A 21,664-nucleotide genomic window follows, 5' to 3' on the forward strand; every position below is an offset into this window, starting at 1 on the left:
CCTGTCGAGCTGAGTCGCCTGTGATATCAGGCGGCGATCGCGCGGGCGGCGGCGTACATGTCAGCTGGCAGCGGAGTCCGCAACTCCCAGAGGATCCGCATGGGCCGGTCGCCGCTGTGCTCCCGGTACGTCATCGGTCCCGCGTACAGGTACGGCGGTGCGCCTAGATCACGATCGGCGATCTTGGTCTCGCGGACGAACAGGTGCACCGTGGAGCCCTGCGCGACGTGGTTGACGTACCGCCGTCCCGTGGCCGATCCCGACGACGTGGTGCTCTGCGACTCCCACTGGAACAGCCGTTCCGTGATGGCACGGTCGGCGTACATGGTGGTGGGGGAGTAGTGCTCCTCGGACTTCACGAGCGTGACGAAGGACAGGTCCGCGCGCTCGTCCGGCAGCCACTTCACGCCCTCGCGCAGCGAGCCCGGGTTGGTCATGCCGAACGCCGCGCACGCCTCGTTGCGGCTGTAGCGGGCGTGCACCCGCAGCGGTACCTGGTCGGAGGCCGGCCGCTCGGTGACCCGGTGGATGCGGTCGCGCAGTACGTCGGTGACCTGTCGCAGCTCAGCGCAGCGCGCCGGCTCCGCCCACAGCCGCCGGAGCCGGGCGTCGCGCTCGGCCAGCGGCACCGACGGCCCCCACAGGCTGAAGTGCAGCATGTCGAGCAGCCTCCCCGCGGCGGGACGCTGGCCGGCGGCGACCCGGGCGATCAGTTCCAGCCGATCGGCATCGTCGGTGTGGAGCATCCGGCCGATGGCCCGGCCCAGGTCGCGGTCATCGGGGCCGCCTCCGGCCGGGTCGAGTCCGGCGAGACGCCGCAGCCCGGCCCAGCCACCGATGTTCGCCGACCGGTAAACGTCCTCAATCTCCAGGCCGGTCTCGTGCAGGAAGTCGGACAGGCTGACGTCACCGAGCTGCCGCAGCTCGGCTACCAGGGCGTTCTTCGACGTCGGCAGCGCCGACTTGAGGTTGGCGAGGACTGCCTTCTGAGCCACCGGATCCAGATGGATATGGCAGCCGCTTGGTAGCGAGGGAAAACCCTCCTCGACGGTGGTCTGCACCGCCCTACGGCTGACCCCGGCGAGCGCCCGCCACCGCAGATCGAACCGGAAGTTCGCGTGCTGGCCGCCGATGAAGTCGAGCACCGTCAGGCACGGCTTGTCGTCGTCCAGCCGCAGGCCCCGGCCGAGCTGTTGCAGGAAGATCGTGGCGCTCTCGGTGGGGCGCAGCATCAGAATCGTGTCGACCATCGGCAGGTCGATGCCCTCGTTGAACAGGTCGACAGTGAAGAGCACCTTCAGCTCGCGCTTGCGGAAGCGGTCGATCAAGGCGTGTCGGTCCGCGCGGCCGACAGTCGACGTCACGGCCGCCGCCGGCACACCGTGCCGGGTGAACCAGTCGGCCATGAACTCGGCGTGCCCGATGCTCACGCAGAATCCGAGCGCGCGCATCCGTCCGGCATCAGCGATCCGCCTGACCGCGTGCAGGATGAGCCGCGCCCGAGCGTCGTTGCCGGTGTAGACGCCGTCCAACTCGCCTTTGTCGTACCCCTGTCCGCGCTTCCACCGCACCCGTGCCAGGTCCACGTCGTCATGCACCCCGAAGTACTGGAACGGCGCCAGCAACTGCCGTTCGAGCGCTTCCCACAGGTGCAACTCCACCGACGCGCGGCCCTCGAACCACCGGCGCACGTCGCCACCATCGCTCCGGTCGGGGGTCGCGGTCAGGCCCAGGAGTACGCGGGGTCGAAGCCGTTCCAGCAACGCCGTGTACGTGGCCGCCTCGGCGTGGTGGAACTCGTCGACGATCACCATGTCGAACGCCTCGGGGTCGATCGTCTCCCGGCGCAGCGACTGGATCGACGCGAAGACGTGCTTCCACCCCTGCGGCCGATCGCCGCCGACGAGCGTCTCGCCGAAGGCTCCGTCGCCCATGACCTGACGGAACACCGACCGGCTCTGCCGCAGGATCTGCTCCTGGTGCGCCACGAAGAGCAGCGAGTCGACATGGTCTGCGCGCCGGAGCCGGCGGTAGTCGAGCGCCGCCACCACGGTCTTGCCGGTGCCGGTCGCCATCACCACCAGGTTGCGCCAGCGGCCGTGCACCAGACGCTCGGCGTCGAGGTCGTCAAGAACCTCCTGCTGGTACGGGAAGGGCCGCACGTCCAGGTTCGCGATCTCGGTCGGTGCCTCGTCGGTGCGTTCCCCACGCAACGCCACGCGCAGGCGCTCGGCATCGGTGGCCGGGTCGTAGTTCTCGAACGCCGAGTCGTTCCAGTAGTCGGCGAATGTGGCCTCGAACGTGTCGATGACGTGCGGCTGCTCTAAGTTCGAGATCCGCACGTTCCACTCGACGCCGTCGACAAGCGCGGCCTTCGAGAGGTTCGACGAGCCGACGTACGCGGTCGTGGTGCCGTTGTTGCGCCGGAACAGCCATGCCTTCGCGTGCAGGCGCGTGGTCCGGGTCTCGTAGGAGACCTTGACCTCGGCGCCCAGCTCGGCGAGCCGATCGAGCGCCCGCTGGTCGGTGGCGCCCATGTATGTGGTCGTGATGACGCGGACCCGGCCACCTCGGGCGATCAACTCGGTGATCGCGGGTTCGATGATGCGCAGACCGTGCCACTTGATGAAGGCGCAGAGCAGGTCCACCTCGTCCGCCGACGCCATCTCGTGGCTGACCTCGTGGCCGATGCGCGGCTGGTGCCGGCCGTTGACCAGGAGCGCGCCGGTGGAAAGCGGCGTCGAGGGGCGGATCGGGAAGACGGGTGCGGCCGGCGGGGTGGGCGGTGCGGCAATGGCGTGCAACAGACGTTGGGCGTCCGCTACCTGGTCATCGGCGGTGACGGCGCGGGGCTCGGCCTGAGCGATGTGCGCGGCGATGCGGTTCGCCAGGTCGACCTGCCGGGCCAGTTTGTTCTCGCCGCCGCCGATGCCGAGGAGAGCCCGCCGCGCGAGGCCAGCGATGTGCCGGGCCAGGACGTCATGCGCGTCGGCGGCATCCAGCTTCGCGTCCCGGACGAGGGCGTCATCGATGTGCCTGAGCTGCGTCGCCAGCTTTTCCGTGATCAGGTGCTCGTAGATGCCCTTCTCAAGATCCCCCACGAGGGCAAGCTAGCCGCGATGAACGCCAGGCGGAAGCTGGTGCGGTAGGTGTCAGGAGCTTTGTCCCTCCGCCTGTCAGATCATCGACACCTGGAGGTGAAGGTCGACGCGTCGCCCATCACCGGCTCGACGCGATGGCTTTGATGCGGACCTCGAACAGCGGTGCGCCTGCCCGCGTCGGCTGGAGCCACCCGGCCGGTTGCCAACCCCAGGAGTCATACGCATGCTGGGCGGCAGTGTTGTCGGGGCGTACGAGCAGCGTGGCCCTTTCTTCCCGCCGCGTGCCCAGGAGCCGGTCGTGGAGCGCCCGCGCGATACCCCGGCGTTGCCACGATCGCCGCACCAGCAATTCGCAGACTGCGAAAGTCCGGTGCCCATTCTCGTCTGTGAAGCCCTCCGGCACCGGCTCGTTGATGCCGTCCCACCAGGGTGTATCGGCTGCGAGCGGGAAGCCGTAGACGTAGCCGACCAACTCGTCTTCGACGCGGGCCGACACCAGCTCCCAGCCCTGCCGGGGCATGTGCGCCGCGAGCTGCCGTTCGTACCGCTCAGCTGTGTAGCGGGGACCGTCGGCGGCGTGCGCGTCGAGGTACACGTCCACTAGCTGGCCCACCAGGCCCTCGGCCTCTGCCGCGGTCTGGTGGCGTAGTCGCAGATGCTCCCGCACGAGGACAGGATCTCATCGGCCGGCGGTCACTTTCCCCGCTGCGTCTTCCCACATCGAGTTATCGATCATGGCGCCACTGCACTCGGATCTATCCCGGGCCGGTTAACTCGCTGCAGGGTCAACAAGATCAGCAAACGGGGTCCAACTCGCACTGCGATTGCCTTCCGATACGGAACGTAGCCGGGTGGCGAATTCGGCCGCAACGCTCGACGAACTCGCGAGGAGCGGCGTGGCAGCAGCGATCATCTTGAGCTCGCGGGCTTCCCGCAGTAGTGGCCAGTCGCGATCGGATGTCACGTCATATCCGTACGCTTCGGCGAGAGCCCGATGCGCCCCGGTCTTGCCGAAGCGGGCCTCGCCCACAGCGACCGCGGCCAGGTCCACCTGCCACGGCCCGAGGCAGGTGGCGTCGAAGTCGCAGAGCAGGATGCGACCCGATGCATCCCGGAGCAGGTTGCCGACGTGCGCGTCCCCGTGGATGAGCGAGTGCGACGCCCGATGGCTGAGGTCGGCGACCTGCGGCTCCAAGCGGTCGCACCACCCCACCAGATAGTCGTGGTGCTCGGTGCTCAGCCCGTCGGCATCCGCCAGGCGTCGACGTGCGTCCCCGATCGGATCCCAGGCTGGCAACGGGAAAGGCGGAGGTCCAAGCGTATGAAATCCCCGCAGCGCCGAGCCGAGGTCATCCACAGTTGGAACAGGTGCGGTGGCTGGCACGTAGGTCCACACCGTGGCCACCAAGTCGCCGACTTCGACCGGCTGTGTCACGCCCGGCGCAAGCCGGATCGTCGGCGCGTCCAGCTCGGCGAACCATCGCGCCAGTTGAACGACCTTCTGCACCCGGTCTCTGAGTCGGTGCGTTCGTGCGATCCGGATGACAAGCCCGGATTCCGGCAGCGCGAACACGGCGTTGTTTGTCAGCCGCAGGAGTCGGGCATTCTCGGCCGGCACGTCAAGCTTGCCGGCGATCTCCCGCATGGCCCGAGCCATCGCCTCTTCCGAGAACCGGCCGCTCATGCCGTGGCCGCAGCTCGTGCGGTGAGCGTCCGTTCGAATTCGGCGACGATCGGAAGGTGGCGGTGCCGTCCTACGTCGCGGCGCAGATTCACCACTCGGTCGACCACTCGACTGGAACTCAACGCACGTGACTGTTCCACCACGCGTATGCCGACAGTGACCGCCCGTTCGGGCTCATCGGCGAGGAAGAGCGCGCTGCACAACCCGACCTCGTTCAGGACCGTGCTGCGGACGTTCGCCGGACCGAAGGCGACGATCGCTTCCTCGACGCTCCGTACGGCTTGCGTCGCCTGTGTTCCGGTCTGCCGGGCCACGTCGCGGTACACCCGACCGTATTGGGCGAGCAGTTCACCGCGGTCGTAGAAGACCATCCATGCCGGCTCGCGCTCGGGATCCACACGCTCGAACTGATCACTCGCCCGACCGAGAAGGGTGAGCGCATTGCGGTGGTCGCCGAGCGCGGCTGTCGAGGCGGCCTCCGCGCCCCAGAGCAGCGCCCTCACCGCCGGGGTTGCCCGCGATCCCAGCTCCGAGTGGGCCAGACGCAGAGCGGCCAGGGCGTCCTGGTTGTGCCGAAGGTGTTGTAGCTGCTTGGCCTGTGAGTAGCGAATCAGGGCCGCTAGCGGAGCGTCGTCAGCGGTCGTCGCCGCCCGCTCGCCGGCAACGAAATGCCGTTGGGCGTCGGCGTGCCGGCCGGCGTCGAGCGCGGTCCAGCCCGCCAGTTGACGAGCCGCCGCTACCGCCGCGACCAGGCGTGGTGTCAATCCGGCCGAGTGCGACCAGTCGAGCATGCGATACACCGACTCCGCGAACCGGGCCACCTCCCGATAGAGCAGGCCACCGCCGCATTCGTAGTCGACTGACCGATAGAGCTCCAGCACCGCGTTCAGCCGAGACACGTCCGCACTGCCGATGCGGCGGGGCCGGGGTTCCTCACCGACGCCGACCAGTCCGGCTCCCGCCGACACCGCCGCGATGCCGGCCAAGAGTGTTCGCCGTCCCAGGTCCGGTGCTGCGTCGGTCCGGGCGCTCGTCGGGGAGCCCGGACCGACTGCGAACCAGAGCGATGTCGGCGGGATGTGGAGCACTGTCGCCCAATGCGTCAGCCGGTCGAGATGCACCTGGGCAGGCCCGTTCTCGATCCGGCTCAACTGCGCCTGGGTGATTCCCAGCCACCCGGCGACGACGCTCTGCGGCAGAGCGCTCCGCCCGTGGTACGGGTGGTGCCGGTACGCACGGATCACCCGCCCGAGGTGCCGCCCGGCCAGCGCCGTCCGTACCGGCTCATGGTCCCAGAACGAATCGGGTACGGCGGGCGGCGTGCTGAGGCGGTCACGTTCGGCGGCCTGACAGGGCGCGCAGCGTCCCGTGCCGTTGTCGCGCGCCAGGCGGCCGCCGCAGCGGGGGCAGTTCGCAGGTGTCACCGGCAACCTCGCCGTTCGCGGAGAACCTGTGTCCGGAGTCGAGCCTAGCCATTCAACCCGTTCCGGAGCGGCCCGGTATACGCACCGTGCATATCATCGACTGTTTCGTCTCGGTCACTGACCGTATGTGCTTTGTGCATGGCGGCCACGATCAACAGGGCATGCGCGGCCTGCTGAGAAGGACTGAAGGTCGGCTCATGGCCCGGGGCGGGTGCTGGGCTCCGGCGGCACCGCGTCCCCCGATCGCGGCTTCCGCCGTCCCCGCCCGCCCCGGCGCCACTCCACGAGACCGAATCCGGAGGTGCCTGCCGATGTCCACCGCACTCGCCGACTTCCCCGTCCTCATCCCCGTCACCGACGAGGATCTGCTCGTCGCCGCGCTGGCGGTGCGCGTACACGTGCCCGAGCACTGGCCGCAGGGGCCGCTGTGCCGCAGCGAGCGCGTCCCGTACCCCTGCCGGTTGGCCCGGTGGGGGAGGGCGACGCTCGCCGCGGCCGGGCTGCCCGACGAGGCCGTGACGGCCGCGACGGTGGCGTCATGATCTACGTGACCGGGGAGCGGGTGCAGGCGTACCAGGTGCGCAGCGCCGTGTTCGACACCCGCTGGCGTGGGCTGGACCCGGCGCAGGTCCACGACTACCTGTGCCGGGTCGCCGACGAGATGGACCGGCTGCATCGGGAGCTGACCACGGCGCGCACCGAGTCGGAGCGGGTCCGTCAGGCGCTGCGGCAGTGGCAGTCCCGCCACAACGGCTGCCGTCGACGCGGCCACGATGACTGAGCCGCGCTGGATCATCCACCTGCCGACCACGCTGACATGCCGGGACGTCGCCGCCGAGCTGGCCGCCGCGCTCGCCCGGTCGCTCGGGCACCTCGATGCCGTTGACTTCGGCGAGACGACGCTCAGCGAGGAGGACGCGCAGCACGTGCGTTACCGGGTCTGGTGCGACATGCGGTTGCCCGGCGGCGGGCGCTGCGGATACCGGGATGGTCACGGCGGGACATGCGGGGCGACAGAGCTGCGGTGACCTCGGCGTGTCGATCGATGAACGTCCTGGTGGCGGCTGGTCCGCTGGGAGCGGTCCCAAACGGGGCGACCATCCACCCTGTACGGTCGCTACACTCCCCGAAAACACCCGGAACCGCCCACGGAGCCTGGAGACGCCTGTGACCCGCGACAAGGCCGCACCGCCCGGAATCGACGTCACCATTCCCAGCGTGGCCCGGGTCTACGACTACTTCCTGGGCGGCAAGGACAACTTCGAGGTCGACCGGAAGGTCGCCGAGCACGCCCTGCGGATCACGCCGGACGGGCCGGCCGCCGGTCAGGCGAACCGGGCCTTCCTGCGCCGGGTGATCCGCTACCTCGTGACCGAGGAGGGCATCGACCAGTTCCTCGACATCGGGTCGGGCCTGCCCACCCAGGGCAACGTGCACGAGGTCGCCATCGAGCACAACCCGGCCGCCCGGGTCGTGTACGTGGACAACGACCCGATCGTCCTGGCGCACGGGCGGGCGCTGCTCGCCGCGGAGGGCACCGCGACGGTGATCCAGGCCGACATCCGGGAGCCGGAGGAGATTCTCAACGATCCGGACGTCCGCCGGTTCCTCGACTTCGACCGCCCGATCGGGCTGCTGCTGTTCGCGATCCTGCACCACATCGGCGACGACGAGGATCCGCGATCGGTGGCGGCGGCGCTGATCGACGCGCTGCCGTCCGGCAGTTACGTCGCGATCTCGCACTTCCGCGACCCGGGTGAGCGGGATCCGGAGGGCTCCCGCAAGGCCCGCGAGGTCGAGCGGGTGTTCAACGAGTCGCTCGGTACCGGCCGCTGGCGTACCGACGAGGAGATCCTCGCCTTCGCCGACGGGCTGACGCCGCTGGAGCCGGGTCTGGTGCCGTTGGCGGAGTGGCGTCCGGACCCGGACGCGCCCGCCCCGCAGCAGACCGACACCTATCACACGTTCGTCGGGTTGCTCGCCCGCAAGCCGTAGGCTCGCGGAGTCGCGTCGCTGATGGGCGTTCGTGCTACCGACGATCACCCATCAGCGGGGCGGCGAACCACGGCTCATCGCCGAGTGCACCGAGATAGACGTAGGAGACACCTCGAGCGTTCTCGCCAACCGGCGTGAAGAACTCCCTGGCCTCGTTGATGTAGAACCTGCCGCCCTGGATTCCCTTGACTTTCCTCAACCGGTGAGCGAGTCTCCGGGCCGCCTTCGCCCCCACCGCGGCTGAGAGAAGCTCCTGGCGGGAGCCGTGCCTGCTGGTTCCGACGACGCGATAGATGTCGTCTCCGCCGGAGGCGAGTACGTGCCGGATCCCGACGTGCGGCCCCGGCCATTGGTCTCCCGGAGCCAGGCCCGACGGTGCGACGGGGCTCAGCGTGCGGCCGTCGAAGTCGAAGTCGAGCAACTTCCGATGCGTTCCGGCGTAGATGTAGCCCCCACCCGTCTGGGGCACAAGGACGTGGCGGAACTCGTTGAGGTAAAAGATGCCACCGAGTCTTTGACTCTGCTGTTCCTTGATCTCGTTGACCTTGGCGATGAGCTTCTTGTGCCGTTTGTTGGTCCGCAGATGCTCACCGTTGCTGTCACGGTAGATCAGCCGAACCTCCCAGTCGCCGTCGTTTCCGCGAACGATCGAATACTTGGCGTCCTTGTTGCTGTTCGGCGGCGACAGGACGGGGTAAAGCTGGAACACCTTCGCTCCTGAGATAGCGGGTCAGATCAGCGCGGCATCCACGGATCGACCCGTGGCGCCGAGCGCTGGGCGAGCCTATGGCCCACGAGCAGCAGCCGTCCACATCGGATCTGAAATCCTCTCGCTATTGGCGGTCTTTCTGACACGTGTGACCGTAGGGTGGATCGGACGTCATCAAGACGGCCATGAAAACCCACCCGGTACGTAAGCCAGGAAGTGCCGGCTGCCGCCGGCGAGGTACCACGCATGACCCTCGCTACTGACGAAGAAGCTAATTCCTCTGTCAAATAGCTGACGCCACCCGTCGAGCGCTCGCTGCGCGTTCTCCACGAGTTCGGCGGGTGCCGCGTCGTCGGTGCGTGCGAACTCCGTCACTCCGCCCGGCAGGCGTCGTTCGATAACGCCGCCTCTCTTCTGACGAAGGCGGAAAACACCGCCGCCCTTGTCCAGGGGCCCGTGAAGCGTCGTCCCCGGGGCCAGCTTGCTCGGGTCCGCGGCAGCCGCCGCCGGGGGCGCATGCCGAGGTTCGGCCTCGAAGTCGTCGGTGAGCTGCCCAGCGACGTAGGGGAGGGCTCCGGCCGGCCCGTCCCCCCAGACGAGAACAAGGCGGTGGGTGGGGGTGATTCGGAAGCGCCCACCGGGGCGCCCTCGGACCAGTTCGACCAGCGATGCGACGTGCTGGGGATTACGGATCAGCGCACCCGAGAGGTTCGTGACGGTACCGAGGGTGTCGACTGAGTACTCCTGGCCGCTGAACATGCCCTGCCACTCGACCGGCGTGTCCGGTGCACGCCGGCCCAGCCGCTCCCATTCCTGCTGTTCGGTCGGGCGAGGGGTAGCCGGCGGTCCGGGCATTCGCTCCTTTGCCTGGCTGGGCTCGCGCGGCCAGCGCCAGTAGTGATTCGAGCCTTCGCCGGTGAGGTCGGCCCAGTCCTCCTTGGCGTAGATCTGCTCGTCCACCGTGCCCGCCACATAGATGATGTGCATTTCGGCGTGCTTGGACTCGGCAGGGCTGTCGAAGCGGCGCCGCAACACTCTCCCGAGTGCCTGGATCCGCTGGCGAACGCTGGAGGTGGCCGCCACCGAGACTCCGAGGTCTGCCTCCGGTACGTCGATGCCTTCTACCAGTGACTTCACGGACACCAGGATCTGGGCGCGACCGTCCCGGAAGGCGTCCAGCGCTGCCGTCCGAGTCCGTGTTCCCAATCGGGAGTGCTCCAATGCGATAGTCGAATTCCCCAGCTCTCGCTGCAGGCGCTCATACAGTTGCTTCGCGTCGTCGACTCGCTCGTGAAACAGCAGTACCCGCCGGGTCGTCGTACTTGCTCCGAGGGCGTCCTCGATGATCCGGTGCGCTACCCGGCTACGCTCAGCGGCGCGGTACAGCAGGTCCTTCCGGCGGGACGTCACAGCCACGTAGTTGCGGGCAACCGATGCAACCTCACCACCGCGTCGCTGCAACTGCTGTGCCCGTGCGGGCTCGAAGCCGAGCGAGCGTAGTTCGTCTGCGAGGTCGTCCACCTGGCGGCTGACTTTTTCGTACTCGCGCCGTTCCTCATCGGTGAGCTGGATGCCGTGGTGATGAATTCCGTAGTCCGGCAGCCACCCGTCGACGCGTGCGTTACGCAGGGTGTAGCGGTATACGACGGGTCCGAGGCGCTGACCGACGAGTTGTTCGTCGTAGCGCAGTGGTTGACCTGCCTCGTCCAGTTCCTCGCGGTCGGGAGTGGCGGAAAGCCCGAGCCGATATGCGGCCTCGGTCTGCAGTACCCGGGAGAAGGTCGGCGCTCCCGCGCGGTGGCACTCATCGATGACCAGCATCAGTGGTTGCGCGGTATGGGCCGCGACCGGCAGTTGCTTGGCAGCGGTGTTCAGTACTGCCACCAGCGCCCTGCAGCGGGAGAGCTCAGCGGAGTGCCCGGCACCGAGCAGACCGATCTCGGATTGCTCGAGATTCGTGAACCGCTCAAGCATGGTCCGCCACTGCCGGGCCAATGCCTCGGTGGGGACGACCACAACCAGCCGCAGGTGAGGATCGCGTTCGGCTGCGCGCGCGGCGCAGGCGAGCGCGATCAGGGTCTTGCCGCCACCCGTGACGATCTCGAGCGTTCCTCGGCAACTGCCGCCGACGTCACCGACCCAAGCTTCAACGGCATCTGCCTGCCAGCCCGCGAGTTCGAAGCCGCGAGTCCTGATCACCGGGTCTCCCTGCGTTGACGAACCGATCGGGTGCCGCTGACGCTACAACGAAGGCCAGGACCGGTAGCGATCCTTCCTGGCGCTGCCGCTCTCGGCTTCCGTGCCGTTTCGCTGTTCGTTGAGGTCCCTCATGTCCGCAGCCTTACCCGGCGCGTGCTAAGAAAGGGCCCCGCCTTCTTCGAACCCAGGAAGGGCCCGCCGTGCACGAAGCCGAGCAGGTGATCCAGCGTGTGCTGCGGGATCTGCGCGACGGCACGCACCGCGGCGTCGTCGTGGACTCGCCACCCGGCGCCGGGAAGTCCACCCTCGTGGTCCGCGCCGCGATCGAGACGGCCGCCACCGGCGACCCGCTGATGGTCGTGGCGCAGACCAACGAGCAGGTGGACGACCTCATCGACCGGCTCGGCCGTAAGGCTCCGGAGCTGCGCGTCGGGCGGCTCTCGGCGACCGACTACCGGCCCACCGAGCGGGTCACCGCCCACCCTGCGGTCCGGGTCGCGGCGAAGGTCCCCGACCTGGGCGGCCCGGCGGTGACCATCGGTACGGCGGCCAAGTGGGCCACCGTCACCGAGGGCAGCTGGCCGTGGGCGATCGTGGACGAGGCGTACCAGATGCGCGCGGACGCGCTGCTGCGCGTGGCGGGACGGTTCGAGCGGGCCCTGTTCGTCGGCGACCCGGGGCAGCTCGATCCGTTCAGCACCGTGGAGACGTTCCGCTGGACCGGTCTGACCTGGGATCCGATGCAGTCGGCGGTGGCCACGTTGCTGCGGCACAACCCGGATCTTCCGGTGCACCGGCTCCCGGTGTCGTGGCGGCTGCCCGACTCGGCCGCCCCTGTGGTGTCCGCCGCGTTCTATCCGTTCACCGGGTTCCGTGCCGGGACCGGGCCGGCAGACCGGGCGCTGGCGTTCACCGAGCCCGGCGCGGGTGACGCCTACGACGCCTCGGTGGAGGTGGCCGCCGCCACCGGCTGGGCGTTGCACGAGCTGCCGGCGCGGCACACCGTGCGTACCGACGGGGAAGCCGCTGCGGCCTGCGCGGAGCTGGCGTTGCGGGTGCTGCGGCGCGGCGCGGTCGCGGTCAGCGAGGCCGCGCCCGGCGGCGCGCCGGTCACCGCGGACCGGATCGCCGTCGGGGCCGCGCACCGCGACCAGGTCGCGGCCATCCGGTCCCGGCTGGGCGCGGCCGGGGCGGGCATCACCGTGGACACCGCCAACCGGCTCCAGGGCCGGGAGTACGACGTGACGATCGTGCTGCACCCGCTCTCCGGCCGGCGTGACGCGACCGCCTTCCACCTGGAGTCGGGGCGGCTGTGCGTGCTCGCGTCGCGGCACCGGCACGCCTGTGTGGTGGTGGCGCGGGCCGGGATCGGTGAGCTGCTCGACGCGTACCCGTCGACCGAGCGGGTGCACCTGGACGTGCCGGTGAAGTTCCCGGACGGCTGGGAGGCCAACCAGACGGTGCTGACCCACCTCGATGCGCACCGGGCGTGACGGGGGCCGTCGCGGCAGGATCGGCGGACCGTTCGGATCTTCCGGCGGTCCCGGCCGGTGGGCACGATGGCCGGATGCATCCTCACGATCCCTACCATCAGGATCCGTACCAGCAGCCGTATCAGCAGCAGCCGTACTATCCGCCGGCGTACGTGGAGCAGCCGAGCGAGGGGATGAGCAGGTGGGCGATCGTCCTGTGGGTGGCGGTGCCGGCGCTGCTGGTGATCCTGTGCTGTGCCGGGTGTGTCATCTCCGGGTTCGCGGAAGGGTTCATGCAGGGCTTCAACGAGGGCTATTCGTCGTCGTAGGCGGCGGGCCGGCACCCCGCCCGGTTCGCGGCGCTGGCGGCGGTGCGTTAGACATGGATCATGACCGCGAGCGTGCTGCCCTGGCTGGGCGGGGGCCTGGTGGCGGTGGTCGCCGGTTTCCTCGCCGCGTTGCTGCCCCGGCGCCGCGCCCGGGCCGAGGGCCGGCGGGTTGCCTGGTCGTCGGCGCGGGCGGCGATCCACGACGCCACGGTCAGCCGGGACGCCGCCCCGGCGGCCGTGCCGGCGGCCGAGCGGCTGCTGGCCCGCGCTGAGCTGCTCGCCGCCGGACGCGGCGGCGCCGACGCGGCCCGCGCGGCGGCCGAGCACGCCCGCCGCGCCGACGAGCTGTGGCGGGCCGGCCGGTGACGAGGGTACGACGGGAGCTGCTGCGCTGGTCGCTGCTGGCCGCCGCGGCGGCGGTGCTCGTGGTGTTCCTGGTGGCGCAGCGGCAGAGCGTGGAGGTCAGCTACGGGCGTTCCCCGTCGACCGCCGCGCTGCCCGAGGGCTCGGCCGGGGAACTGAGCGACGCGAGCGTGCCCTCGGTCGAGGAGATGACGGCTCTCGTCGCCGCCGACCCGGTGGTCCGGCTGCCGGGCGCTGTCGCGCGTTGGGACGAGCAGCGGGTCCGGGCCGCCGTCGGTGACCGGGGAACCCGCATCCTGGTCGCCCCGCCCGGTCTGGACGAGGCCGAACGCCGGCGGGTCAAGGACGTGGAGAACGCCGAGATCCGGATCGTCGGCACCGAGGTCAGCGGCGGCCTCTACGTGGCCTCGCCGGACGACCTGCCCGGCTGGCGGGCCCGGTTCGCCACCCGCGACGTGACCGGCGCGCTGCTCACGCTGCTGGCCACGCTGCACGACCAGCCCCTCCCGCCGGACCGCGACGACCTGCGCTGGCGCGAACCGGCCGGCCCGGAGCTGGCCCCGGTGGTCACCGCGCTGCGCGCCACCGGCCGGTACGTGGGCGCCGGCGCGACGCTGCCCCGGCTGCCGGAGAAGGCGGCGAGCGCCGCGTTCCCGGACGGGGCCTGGTTCGTGGTGCTGCCCGCCCAGCCGTACGGGGAGCCGCTGCCCGCGTACGGGCCGGCGCTGCACCGGCTCGCCCCGGACCAACCGCTGGTGGTGATGTACGGCGACTGGATCGAGTACCACGGTCCGGGCGCGGCGGAATTCGCCGAGGTGGCCGCCGCGAGCTTCTACGCCCAGTTCGGCGCGCGGATCGGCCGTTACGCCTACCCCCAGCAGAGCGTGCTGGGCACCTATCTGGCCCAGGTCACCGACGTGCGGTACGCGGGGCTGTTCGACCGTCCGCTGCCGTACCGGCCGTTCGACCCGCTGCGGGTGGCGCTGCCGGCGCTGCCCTGGCTCTTCGCCGCCTGCGTCGCGGGTTTCGTGGTGCTGTCCATCCGTACCGTACGGGGGTCCGGCCGCCGTCCGGCCGATGTGGGTCCCGCCGGCACGACGGCCCGGCTGGCCGGGCTCTCCGCGCTGGCGGTGGAGTTGTCGCTGCTCACCGGCGCGCGCAGCGATCCGGCGTTGGTCCGGGGCGTGGGCCGGTTGCGGTCGGCCCGGGACGCGCTCGACGAGGGGTTGCCCGACCGGCACGTACGCGGACTGCTCGCCGACGCGGCGGCCGAGCTGGACGACGTGGCCCGGGACGTGCGGATGCCCGGCTACCGGCCGGACGTCTACCTGCGGGCGAGGCTGTCGTGAGCCGCGTCGCGAACCGGCCCGGGCGGGCGGCGGCCCCTCGTGGCGCGGCGGCGGCCGGTCCGCGCCGGCTGCTCGGGCGCCTGTTCGGCACCGCGTTCGGCCGGGCGACGCTCGCCTGCCTGGCGCTGGCCGGCTGGGCGCTGTGGACCGGGGGCATCCTGGACGGGCCGGTCGCCCGGCAGGTGCGCGGCTCGTCGGTCTACGCGGCGCCCGGTGTGGACCTGGACCGGGCCGCCGCCGAACGGGTCATCGGCAACCGGCGGCTGGTGGTGCTGATCATGGAACCGGGCGCCGACCTGCGCGAGGCGTGCGCCGACACCAAACGCGCCGCCGGGGGCACGCTGGTGCTGGCGATGAGCCGCGACGGCGAGGACTGGGACACCTACGGCTGTTCCCGCCTCGGCGGTGACGGCTCGCGCGACCTCGGCCGGGCCGTGGTCACCGAGACCACCATCGGCCGGGGCGTGGACGCGTTCGTGGACCGGCCGGTCGAGGCGCTGAAGGTGATCGTGCTCAACTACGACCGGCTGGTCCGGGCCGGTCTGGTGCCGGACGGCGCTCGTACCATCAGCCCGTCGCTGCCCCGGTATCTGCTGGCCGGCGGCGCGATGGCCGGGGTCGTCGCCGGTGCGGCGGTGCTCTGGTTCGGCGGCCGGCGGGCGGGGCGGCTAGCCGACGCGCGGCGGGCCGGGCGGGACGCGCGCGCCGACGAGCGAGCGGCGCTCGGCGCCGCCACAGCGGTCCTCGCCCAGCAGATCATCGACCTGGACGGGCACGCGGGGCCGGTCGCCCCGGCCTACCGGAGGCTGGCCGCCGACTACGTCGGCCTGCTCGACGAGGTGTCCGAGTTGGACGGGGACGCCGGGGCCCCGCGCCGGCTCCGGGAGCGGGTCGAGGAGCTGAGCCGCCGCGCGGCAGGTCTCGCGGACGATGCCGCGACCGGTCGGCGGGCGGGCCGGGCGGGCGGACGGGGCCGGCGGTGACCCGCCGACCCCGTCGTCACTGCGTCGTCAGCGCTGGGCGCCCACCGTCGAGACGGCCGGCCAGCTGCCGGTGAAGACCTGGGCGGGCGTCGCGCTGCGGGCCGCGAAGCCGAACAGCGAGTCGACCCGGGAGGCCTCGGCGGAGCTGGGGTACGGGTTGGTGCAGCTCGTGCCGGCGCTGCCGCCGGACATCAGGATGGCGCAGTTGCCGTTGTAGTTGTCCGGCAGGCCGAGGATGTGGCCGATCTCGTGCGTCATGATGCGCAGCGGCGAGTACTGCTGGGCCTGGTTGTAGTCGATCACCACGCGGCCGTTGCCGAGGCTGGTGCGCTGGGCGTACGAGCCGCCGCCGTAGGTGTAGGTGATCCGCAGGTTGGACCCGCACTGCGCCATGTTGATGTTGTTCGTGTAGTTGTTCCAGATCGCCGCCGCCTGCACCGCCGTGTTGGCGAACGGGCCGGCCTGGCTGATGTTGTAGCAGACGTTGCGGACGGCGGCGGAGGCCGGAGCCGGGTTGACGGCTACCGCGCCGAGCGATGCCAGTGCCGCGGCCGCGAGGGTGGCGAGGATCCGGGACAGCTTGGGCTGACGCATGGTTCACACTCCTTGGGATGGGGGTGAGCGGAACGCCGCCAGCCTATAGATAGCCATCTATCAATATCAAGGGGTGGACGCGTGCGGATCGGCCGCGTTGATCGCGGCGACGACCTTGTCGTAGTCCCCACGCGCCTCGGCGTGGCGGAGGAGCTTCACCCGCTCGACCTGGATCTCCGTCGCGTCCGGCTGCGCCTCCAGCAGCGCCGTCACCTCGGACACGAACTCGTCCAGCGGCATTGCCGTCTCGTTGGTGTCGTGACCGGGCAGGAGTTCGGTGCGCACCGCGGGTGGCACCAGCTCCAGCACCCGTACGCCGGTGCCGGCCAGGTTCAGCCGGATCGACTCGCTGAGCATGTGCACCGCCGCCTTGGAGGCGTTGTAGGTCGGCGTGACCCGCAGCGGCACGAACGCCAGACCGGACGAGACGGTGAGGATCGTGGCGTCGCCGCGCTGCCGCAGGTGCTCGACGAAGGCGGCGATCAGCCGGATGGGTCCGAGCACGTTCGTGGTCACCACCTCCTCGGCCGCGGCGAGGAACGTGTCCGGCGAGCGCCAGTCCTCGATCCGCATCACGCCGGCCATCGTCACCAGGACGTTGAGGTCCGGGTGCCTGGCCAGCACACGGTCCGCGGCGGCGGCGATGCTCGCCGGGTCGGCGGTGTCGATCGTGACGGTGTCCAGGCCGGGGTGGGCGGCGGCGATCTCGTCGAGCAACCCGGTACGCCGGCCGCCGACGATCACCGTGTTGCCCCGGTCCCGCAGGGCGAGCGCCAGGGCCAGACCGATTCCGCTGGTGGCGCCAGGAATGAAGATGGTGTTTCCGGAGATGTCCATGCCGCAAGCCTGCGGTGCGCGGCGGGGCGGGTGAAGAGATCCCGGATCGGGGGATCGCGGATCCCTGGTTCCCGGCGGCGTACGGCGGATACTCGGATCATGGACCGCACAGCCCTGGCCGAATTCCTGCGCCGTCGCCGGGAGACGCTGCGCCCAGGCGACGTCGGGCTGCCCGACGGCGCCCGACGCCGGGCCCCTGGCCTGCGACGGGAGGAGGTCGCGTCGCTCGCTGCCATGTCCACCGACTACTACACCCGGCTGGAGCAGCGGCGCGGGCCACAGCCGAGCCCGTACATGCTCGGCGAGCTGGCCCGGGCGCTGCGGCTCACCGCGCACGAACGCGCCTACCTGTTCCGGGTCGCCGGGCACAGCCCGCCCGAGACCGTCGCCACCACCGGCCACGTCGCGCCGGCGCTGCTGCGGGTGCTGGACCGGCTGTCCGACACCCCGGCGCTCATCCTGTCCGACCTCGGCGAGACGCTGGCGCAGAACCGGTTGGCGGCCGCGCTGCTCGGGGACCGCTCCGGCCACACCGGGCTCGCCCGCAGCGAGGTGTACCGCTGGTTCACCGACCTCGCCGAGCGGGAGAAATACCCGGTGGCGGACCGCGACCGGCAGAGCCGGGCCCAGGTCGCCAACCTGCGCGCCGCGTACGGGTCGATGGGCCCCCGGTCCCGCGCGGGCGAGCTGGTGCGGGCGCTCTGTGCGGCCAGCCGGGAGTTCGCCGAGCTGTGGGAGCGGCACGAGGTGGCGCAACGCTTCGCCGACCACAAGACACTGATCCACCCGGAACTCGGGCCGATCGAGCTGGACTGCCAGGTGCTGTTCACCGAGGACCAGTCGCAGGCGCTGCTGGTGCTCACCGCCGCGCCGCGCAGCGAGGACGAGGAGAAGCTGCGGCTGCTCGCCGTACTCGGACACCAACGGTTCCCGTCCACCGCCACGTGAACGCGGCACAGAAACCGTCCTTCACGCCGCCGGGAATCCGTGGGATTCCTGTCAACCTCCCGTCACGCAGGGTGTTTAACTGATCCCTTCCGGTCGATAGCGTCGGGGCCACTGCCGTCGACGAAGGGCCGACGATGAACGACAACGGACAACCACTCGACCGTCGGCGACTGCTCGCCGGCGCCGCGGCGGCCTCGGCGGTCACACTGACCGGCCTGACCGTCGCCTCCACCACCGCCGCCGTGGCCGCCCCGGGCCGCGCCGCGGCGCCGCTCGTCTCCCGGGACCGCATCGCCACCGCCGCGCTGCGCGCGCCCGACGGATCCGCGCCCGCGGTCGCCGTCCAGGCCGACTTCCACGCCCGGCTCGCCGCCTGGCTCGCGTTCTGGTCGGCGAACTCACCGTCGCCGTGGAGCGTGCCGGTGCAGGTGGTCGCCCGGATCGAGACGGCCGGCGACGCGCTGGTCCTGCACGCGATCCGGCACCGCCGCGACGACGAGCTGCGCGCCGGCTTCGCCGCCGGCCGGCGAGACGCCACCCACCTGGCCACGCTGGCCAGCCTGCACCACCACTTCCCGAGCGTGCGGGTCCGCCCGGACGGCACGATCCGGGTCGCCGACGGGCCCGCCGGGTTCACCGGATCGCCGGAACAGGTCGCCTTCGCGGTCGCCGCCTGCCGCGAACTCTGGGGCGACGCGGCGGCGACCGCCGACCGCTGGGCGGAGCACGCCGCCCGGGTGCTCGCCCGCACCGGACAGCGCACGCCCGCCGCCTCGCACGTCGGCTGGGCGGCCTTCACCCGCACCAGCCTGCGTCGCGGGCTGGGCACCGAATCGTACGAGTGACCGGAGGAAGCACATGGCCCGCAACGAGTTCCGTTTCGTGGTCGACGGCGTCGACCTGACCCCCGAGCAGCACAACGTGATCGCCGCGGAGATCCAGAAGGCCGGCCTGGCCGCCCTGCGTACCGCCGACGCCAAGCTGATCAACCCGCTGACCCTCGGTCACGGCAACCTCAAGCTGCGCGGCGAATGGAAGGGCCTCTGGGTGATCGACGGTCCGTTCGCCGACGAGCTCGGTCAGAAGATCAACGACATCGGGTTCTGGATCCAGCGGTGACCGACACCGCCCCGCCGGCCGGCACGCCGGAGCGGATGTGCCCGAGCACACCGGCGTCGAACGCCACGGTGTTCCTCGGCATGATCACTCCGGCGGGCCGGGTGGCCTACGTGACCCCGGCCGTACCGGCCGAGGTGGCGCTCGCCGGGCTCGGCGACTCCGAGAAGCCGATCGAGTCGAGGGCCCGGCTGGCCGGACCGTGCGTCACCTCGTCCTGTGGCTTCTGGACCGGCTCGCAGTGCGGGCTGGGCGCACGGCTGGCCGCCTCGTACGCCGAGGTCGCCCCGCCCGCCGAGGAGGCGCTGCCGAAGTGCGCGATCCGGCGTACCTGCCGCTGGTTCGCCGAACAGGGACCGGCGGCCTGCCCGGCGTGCTCGCACGTGGTGACCGACGCGCGGGTCTGACCGCCGAGGTGGCGGGGCCCGCCTGGGCCCCGCCACCGGTGTCGCGTCAGTGGCGGTTGTAGCGGTACATCGTGAGCGTGCCGAATACGACCAGGAAGAGCGCGCTCCAGAGCACCATCCACATGGTGCTCGGGCCGTCCATCGAACCGGCCATCACCGCGCGGACCGAGGTGACCAACTGGGTGATCGGGTTGGCCTTGACGAACGCCTGCAACCAACCGGGCATGGTCGACGGTTCGACGAACACGTTGCTCAGGAACGTCAGCGGGAACAGCACCATCATGCTGACCCCCATCACCGACTTCTCGCTGCGCAGCACCAGGCCGAAGAACGTCCACACCCAGGAGAACGCGAACGAGAAGACCACCAGCAGCCCGATCCCGGCGAGCACCCCGAGCAGGCCGCCGTCGGGACGGAAGCCGAGAACCACGCCCACCGTGAGGATGACCACGGCGGCGAGGATGTAACGCAGCACGTCGCCGAAGATCATCCCGACCAGCGCCGCCGGCCGCCAGACCGGCAGCGTACGGATCCGGTCGAAGACGCCCTTCTCGATGTCGTTGTTCAACCCGACCCCGGTGTACATGGTGATCATCACGACGCTTGTGACCATGATGCCGGGCAGGAAGAACTGCAGGTACGCACGCGGGCTGTCGGCGAGCGCGCCACCGAACAGGTACGTGAACATCAGCACCATGATGATCGGGAACGCGGTGACGTCGAACAGCTGCTCCGGCACGTGCTTGATCTTCAGCAGCGCGCGCCAGCCGAACGTCAGCGACGCCGACAGCGGGCCGGGCCGGGCCGGTCGTTCGGCCGGGGCGAGCACCGTGGCCAGCGCCTCGGCGGACGGCACGTAGACGGACGGCGCCCGCCCGGTGGTGATCGCGGTGTCGCTCATCGCGCCACCTCCAGTTCGTCGTCCCGCTCGCCTGCCGGGACGGCCGGGTGGTCGGTCAGGGCCAGGAAGACCTCGTCCAGGCTGGGCTGGCCGAGGGAGAAGTCGTCCACCACGATGCCGACGGCGGCCAGCTCACCGAGCGCCCGCGCCGCCTGCGCGCCGGCCTCCAGGTCGGTGCCGTGCTCGCCGACGCGCGCGGTCAGCGCCACCGGATCGGCGGCGAGCTGCACCGGTACGCCGAGCGACGTCCGCAGCACCTGCTCGGCCTCGGCCCGCCGCCCCGGATCGCGCAGCCGGATGTGGACGCTGCCCGCGCCGACCGACGACTTCAACTCGCCCGGGGTGCCCTCCGCGATCACCCGGCCGTGGTCGACCACAGCGATCCGGCCGGCGAGCTGGTCCGCCTCGTCCAGGTACTGCGTGGTGAGCAGCACCGTCGTGCCGTACGCCACCACCGCCCGCACGATCGCCCACACCTGGTTGCGGCTGCGCGGGTCCAGGCCGGTGGTCGGCTCGTCGAGGAACAGCAGGTCCGGCGTGTTCAGGATGCTCGCGGCGATGTCGATGCGCCGCCGCATCCCGCCGGAGTACTTCTTCACCTGCCGTCCCGCCGCCTCGGTCAGCCCGAACGCGGCGAGCAGCCGTTCGGCCCGCTCCCGGGCCGACGCCCGGCTCAGTCCGAGCAGCCGGCCCAGCAGGACCAGGTTCTCCGCCCCGGTCAGGTCCTCGTCCAGCGAGGCGTACTGGCCGGTCAGGCTCATCCGGGAGCGGACCGCGTCGGCCTCGCGCACCACGTCGTGCCCGAAGACCCGGGCCGTGCCGCCGTCCGGGCGCAACAGCGTCGCCAGCACCCGTACGGCGGTGGTCTTGCCGGCGCCGTTCGGACCCAGCACGCCGTAGACGGTGCCGGCGGGAACCCGCAGGTCCAGCCCGTCGAGTGCCCGGGTCGAACCGAAGGACCGGACCAGGCCCTCGGCCTCGACGGCCAGGCCGGTGTTCCGGTTGCTCATGAATCGCTACCTCTCCTCGTCGGTGTCCTCGACAGGCGTATGGGCGTACCGCCAGACCGATCGCCTGTTTCAACGAGGCCGGGAAGCTGTGGTTGTACCGGCCTCACCCCAAGGCGCCAGACGGCCCGCCAGATCCGTTCTGGCGGTGGGTGGATCCCCGGCCGACGGTGGCCGGTACGGGAGGAAGGTGGGTTATGACCGTTCCCTCAGCGGTCCGCCGGGTGACCGGTCGCCGACAGTGCC

General features: G+C 70.9%; 23 protein-coding genes. 13 read left to right on the forward strand and 10 right to left on the reverse strand.

Annotation, left to right across the window (positions count from 1 at the left end; translation table 11 throughout):
* Positions 1-26 precede the first annotated feature (26 nt).
* The 4 genes from ACFYON_RS03175 to ACFYON_RS03190 form a co-directional block, all read right to left on the reverse strand.
* A complete protein-coding gene (locus tag ACFYON_RS03175) occupies positions 27-3,101 on the reverse strand; it encodes a DUF3427 domain-containing protein (protein ID WP_354865244.1) in 3,075 nt (1,024 codons plus the stop codon).
* A 118-nt stretch (positions 3,102-3,219) separates the two neighbouring features.
* The gene (locus ACFYON_RS03180) at positions 3,220-3,768 is read right to left on the reverse strand and encodes a GNAT family N-acetyltransferase (RefSeq protein ID WP_355014915.1); all 549 of its coding nucleotides are present in this window, start codon (positions 3,766-3,768) and stop codon (positions 3,220-3,222) included.
* A 102-nt stretch (positions 3,769-3,870) separates the two neighbouring features.
* Complete coding sequence (locus ACFYON_RS03185) at positions 3,871-4,785, reverse strand: aminoglycoside phosphotransferase family protein (protein WP_354873325.1); 915 nt, start codon at positions 4,783-4,785, stop codon at positions 3,871-3,873.
* On the reverse strand, positions 4,782-6,209 hold the full coding sequence (locus ACFYON_RS03190; protein WP_354873326.1) for a helix-turn-helix transcriptional regulator: 1,428 nt from the start codon (positions 6,207-6,209) through the stop codon (positions 4,782-4,784). The genes ACFYON_RS03185 and ACFYON_RS03190 overlap by 4 nt, the downstream gene beginning before the upstream one ends.
* Positions 6,210-6,520: 311 nt before the next feature.
* Between ACFYON_RS03190 and ACFYON_RS03195 the strand changes: the two genes are divergently transcribed.
* The 4 genes from ACFYON_RS03195 to ACFYON_RS03210 all read left to right on the forward strand — a co-directional run bounded on the left by ACFYON_RS03195 (position 6,521) and on the right by ACFYON_RS03210 (position 8,204).
* Positions 6,521-6,751, forward strand: a complete 231-nt coding sequence (locus tag ACFYON_RS03195) for a hypothetical protein (protein WP_354873328.1) — start codon at positions 6,521-6,523, stop codon at positions 6,749-6,751.
* A complete protein-coding gene (locus ACFYON_RS03200) occupies positions 6,748-6,990 on the forward strand; it encodes a DivIVA domain-containing protein (protein WP_064446890.1) in 243 nt (80 codons plus the stop codon). Before ACFYON_RS03195 ends, ACFYON_RS03200 begins: the two co-directional genes overlap by 4 nt.
* Complete coding sequence (locus ACFYON_RS03205; protein ID WP_354873330.1) at positions 6,983-7,237, forward strand: hypothetical protein; 255 nt, start codon at positions 6,983-6,985, stop codon at positions 7,235-7,237. Before ACFYON_RS03200 ends, ACFYON_RS03205 begins: the two co-directional genes overlap by 8 nt.
* 139 nt (positions 7,238-7,376) lie before the next feature.
* A complete protein-coding gene (locus tag ACFYON_RS03210) occupies positions 7,377-8,204 on the forward strand; it encodes an SAM-dependent methyltransferase (protein ID WP_354873332.1) in 828 nt (275 codons plus the stop codon).
* A gap of 34 nt (positions 8,205-8,238) precedes the next feature.
* Here the strand turns inward: ACFYON_RS03210 and ACFYON_RS03215 are convergent, their stop codons facing one another.
* Both ACFYON_RS03215 and ACFYON_RS03220 read right to left on the reverse strand, forming a co-directional pair.
* Complete coding sequence (locus ACFYON_RS03215; RefSeq protein ID WP_354873334.1) at positions 8,239-8,913, reverse strand: hypothetical protein; 675 nt, start codon at positions 8,911-8,913, stop codon at positions 8,239-8,241.
* A gap of 174 nt (positions 8,914-9,087) precedes the next feature.
* Positions 9,088-11,112, reverse strand: a complete 2,025-nt coding sequence (locus ACFYON_RS03220) for a DEAD/DEAH box helicase (protein ID WP_354873336.1) — start codon at positions 11,110-11,112, stop codon at positions 9,088-9,090.
* A 200-nt stretch (positions 11,113-11,312) separates the two neighbouring features.
* Between ACFYON_RS03220 and ACFYON_RS03225 the strand changes: the two genes are divergently transcribed.
* The 5 genes from ACFYON_RS03225 to ACFYON_RS03245 all read left to right on the forward strand — a co-directional run bounded on the left by ACFYON_RS03225 (position 11,313) and on the right by ACFYON_RS03245 (position 15,608).
* Complete coding sequence (locus tag ACFYON_RS03225; RefSeq protein WP_354873338.1) at positions 11,313-12,605, forward strand: AAA family ATPase; 1,293 nt, start codon at positions 11,313-11,315, stop codon at positions 12,603-12,605.
* A gap of 74 nt (positions 12,606-12,679) precedes the next feature.
* Positions 12,680-12,913, forward strand: a complete 234-nt coding sequence (locus tag ACFYON_RS03230; protein WP_354873340.1) for a hypothetical protein — start codon at positions 12,680-12,682, stop codon at positions 12,911-12,913.
* A gap of 60 nt (positions 12,914-12,973) precedes the next feature.
* Positions 12,974-13,279 (forward strand): DUF6403 family protein, encoded by a 306-nt coding sequence (locus ACFYON_RS03235; protein WP_354873342.1) that lies wholly within the window; start codon positions 12,974-12,976, stop codon positions 13,277-13,279.
* Positions 13,276-14,625 (forward strand): hypothetical protein, encoded by a 1,350-nt coding sequence (locus tag ACFYON_RS03240; RefSeq protein WP_354873344.1) that lies wholly within the window; start codon positions 13,276-13,278, stop codon positions 14,623-14,625. Before ACFYON_RS03235 ends, ACFYON_RS03240 begins: the two co-directional genes overlap by 4 nt.
* Entirely contained in the window at positions 14,622-15,608 is a 987-nt protein-coding gene (locus tag ACFYON_RS03245; RefSeq protein WP_354873346.1) for a hypothetical protein, read from the forward strand. Before ACFYON_RS03240 ends, ACFYON_RS03245 begins: the two co-directional genes overlap by 4 nt.
* A gap of 27 nt (positions 15,609-15,635) precedes the next feature.
* On the opposite strand, the gene ACFYON_RS03250 is transcribed toward ACFYON_RS03245, so the two are convergent.
* Positions 15,636-16,202: a snapalysin family zinc-dependent metalloprotease gene (locus tag ACFYON_RS03250; RefSeq protein ID WP_354873348.1), complete on the reverse strand. Its 567-nt coding sequence runs from the start codon at positions 16,200-16,202 to the stop codon at positions 15,636-15,638.
* Between the two features lie 66 nt (positions 16,203-16,268).
* The gene (locus ACFYON_RS03255) at positions 16,269-17,039 is read right to left on the reverse strand and encodes an SDR family NAD(P)-dependent oxidoreductase (RefSeq protein ID WP_354873350.1); all 771 of its coding nucleotides are present in this window, start codon (positions 17,037-17,039) and stop codon (positions 16,269-16,271) included.
* A gap of 99 nt (positions 17,040-17,138) precedes the next feature.
* Here ACFYON_RS03255 and ACFYON_RS03260 point away from each other — a divergent pair, with 99 nt between their 5' ends.
* From ACFYON_RS03260 to ACFYON_RS03275, 4 genes are all read left to right on the forward strand, one after another.
* Positions 17,139-17,987 (forward strand): helix-turn-helix transcriptional regulator, encoded by an 849-nt coding sequence (locus tag ACFYON_RS03260; RefSeq protein ID WP_354873352.1) that lies wholly within the window; start codon positions 17,139-17,141, stop codon positions 17,985-17,987.
* 134 nt (positions 17,988-18,121) lie between these two features.
* Positions 18,122-18,832: a hypothetical protein gene (locus ACFYON_RS03265; RefSeq protein ID WP_354873354.1), complete on the forward strand. Its 711-nt coding sequence runs from the start codon at positions 18,122-18,124 to the stop codon at positions 18,830-18,832.
* Between the two features lie 13 nt (positions 18,833-18,845).
* Complete coding sequence (locus ACFYON_RS03270) at positions 18,846-19,106, forward strand: hypothetical protein (RefSeq protein ID WP_354873356.1); 261 nt, start codon at positions 18,846-18,848, stop codon at positions 19,104-19,106.
* Positions 19,103-19,510: a hypothetical protein gene (locus tag ACFYON_RS03275; protein ID WP_354873358.1), complete on the forward strand. Its 408-nt coding sequence runs from the start codon at positions 19,103-19,105 to the stop codon at positions 19,508-19,510. The genes ACFYON_RS03270 and ACFYON_RS03275 overlap by 4 nt, the downstream gene beginning before the upstream one ends.
* 46 nt (positions 19,511-19,556) lie before the next feature.
* On the opposite strand, the gene ACFYON_RS03280 is transcribed toward ACFYON_RS03275, so the two are convergent.
* Together ACFYON_RS03280 and ACFYON_RS03285 are read right to left on the reverse strand one after the other, a co-directional pair.
* Entirely contained in the window at positions 19,557-20,411 is an 855-nt protein-coding gene (locus tag ACFYON_RS03280) for an ABC transporter permease (protein WP_354873360.1), read from the reverse strand.
* Positions 20,408-21,421, reverse strand: coding sequence for an ATP-binding cassette domain-containing protein (locus ACFYON_RS03285; protein WP_354873362.1), 1,014 nt, complete (start codon positions 21,419-21,421; stop codon positions 20,408-20,410). Before ACFYON_RS03285 ends, ACFYON_RS03280 begins: the two co-directional genes overlap by 4 nt.
* Positions 21,422-21,664 lie beyond the last annotated feature (243 nt).

This window comes from Micromonospora sp. NPDC005686, from assembly GCF_042871665.1.
In the GTDB taxonomy this organism is placed as follows: domain Bacteria; phylum Actinomycetota; class Actinomycetes; order Mycobacteriales; family Micromonosporaceae; genus Micromonospora.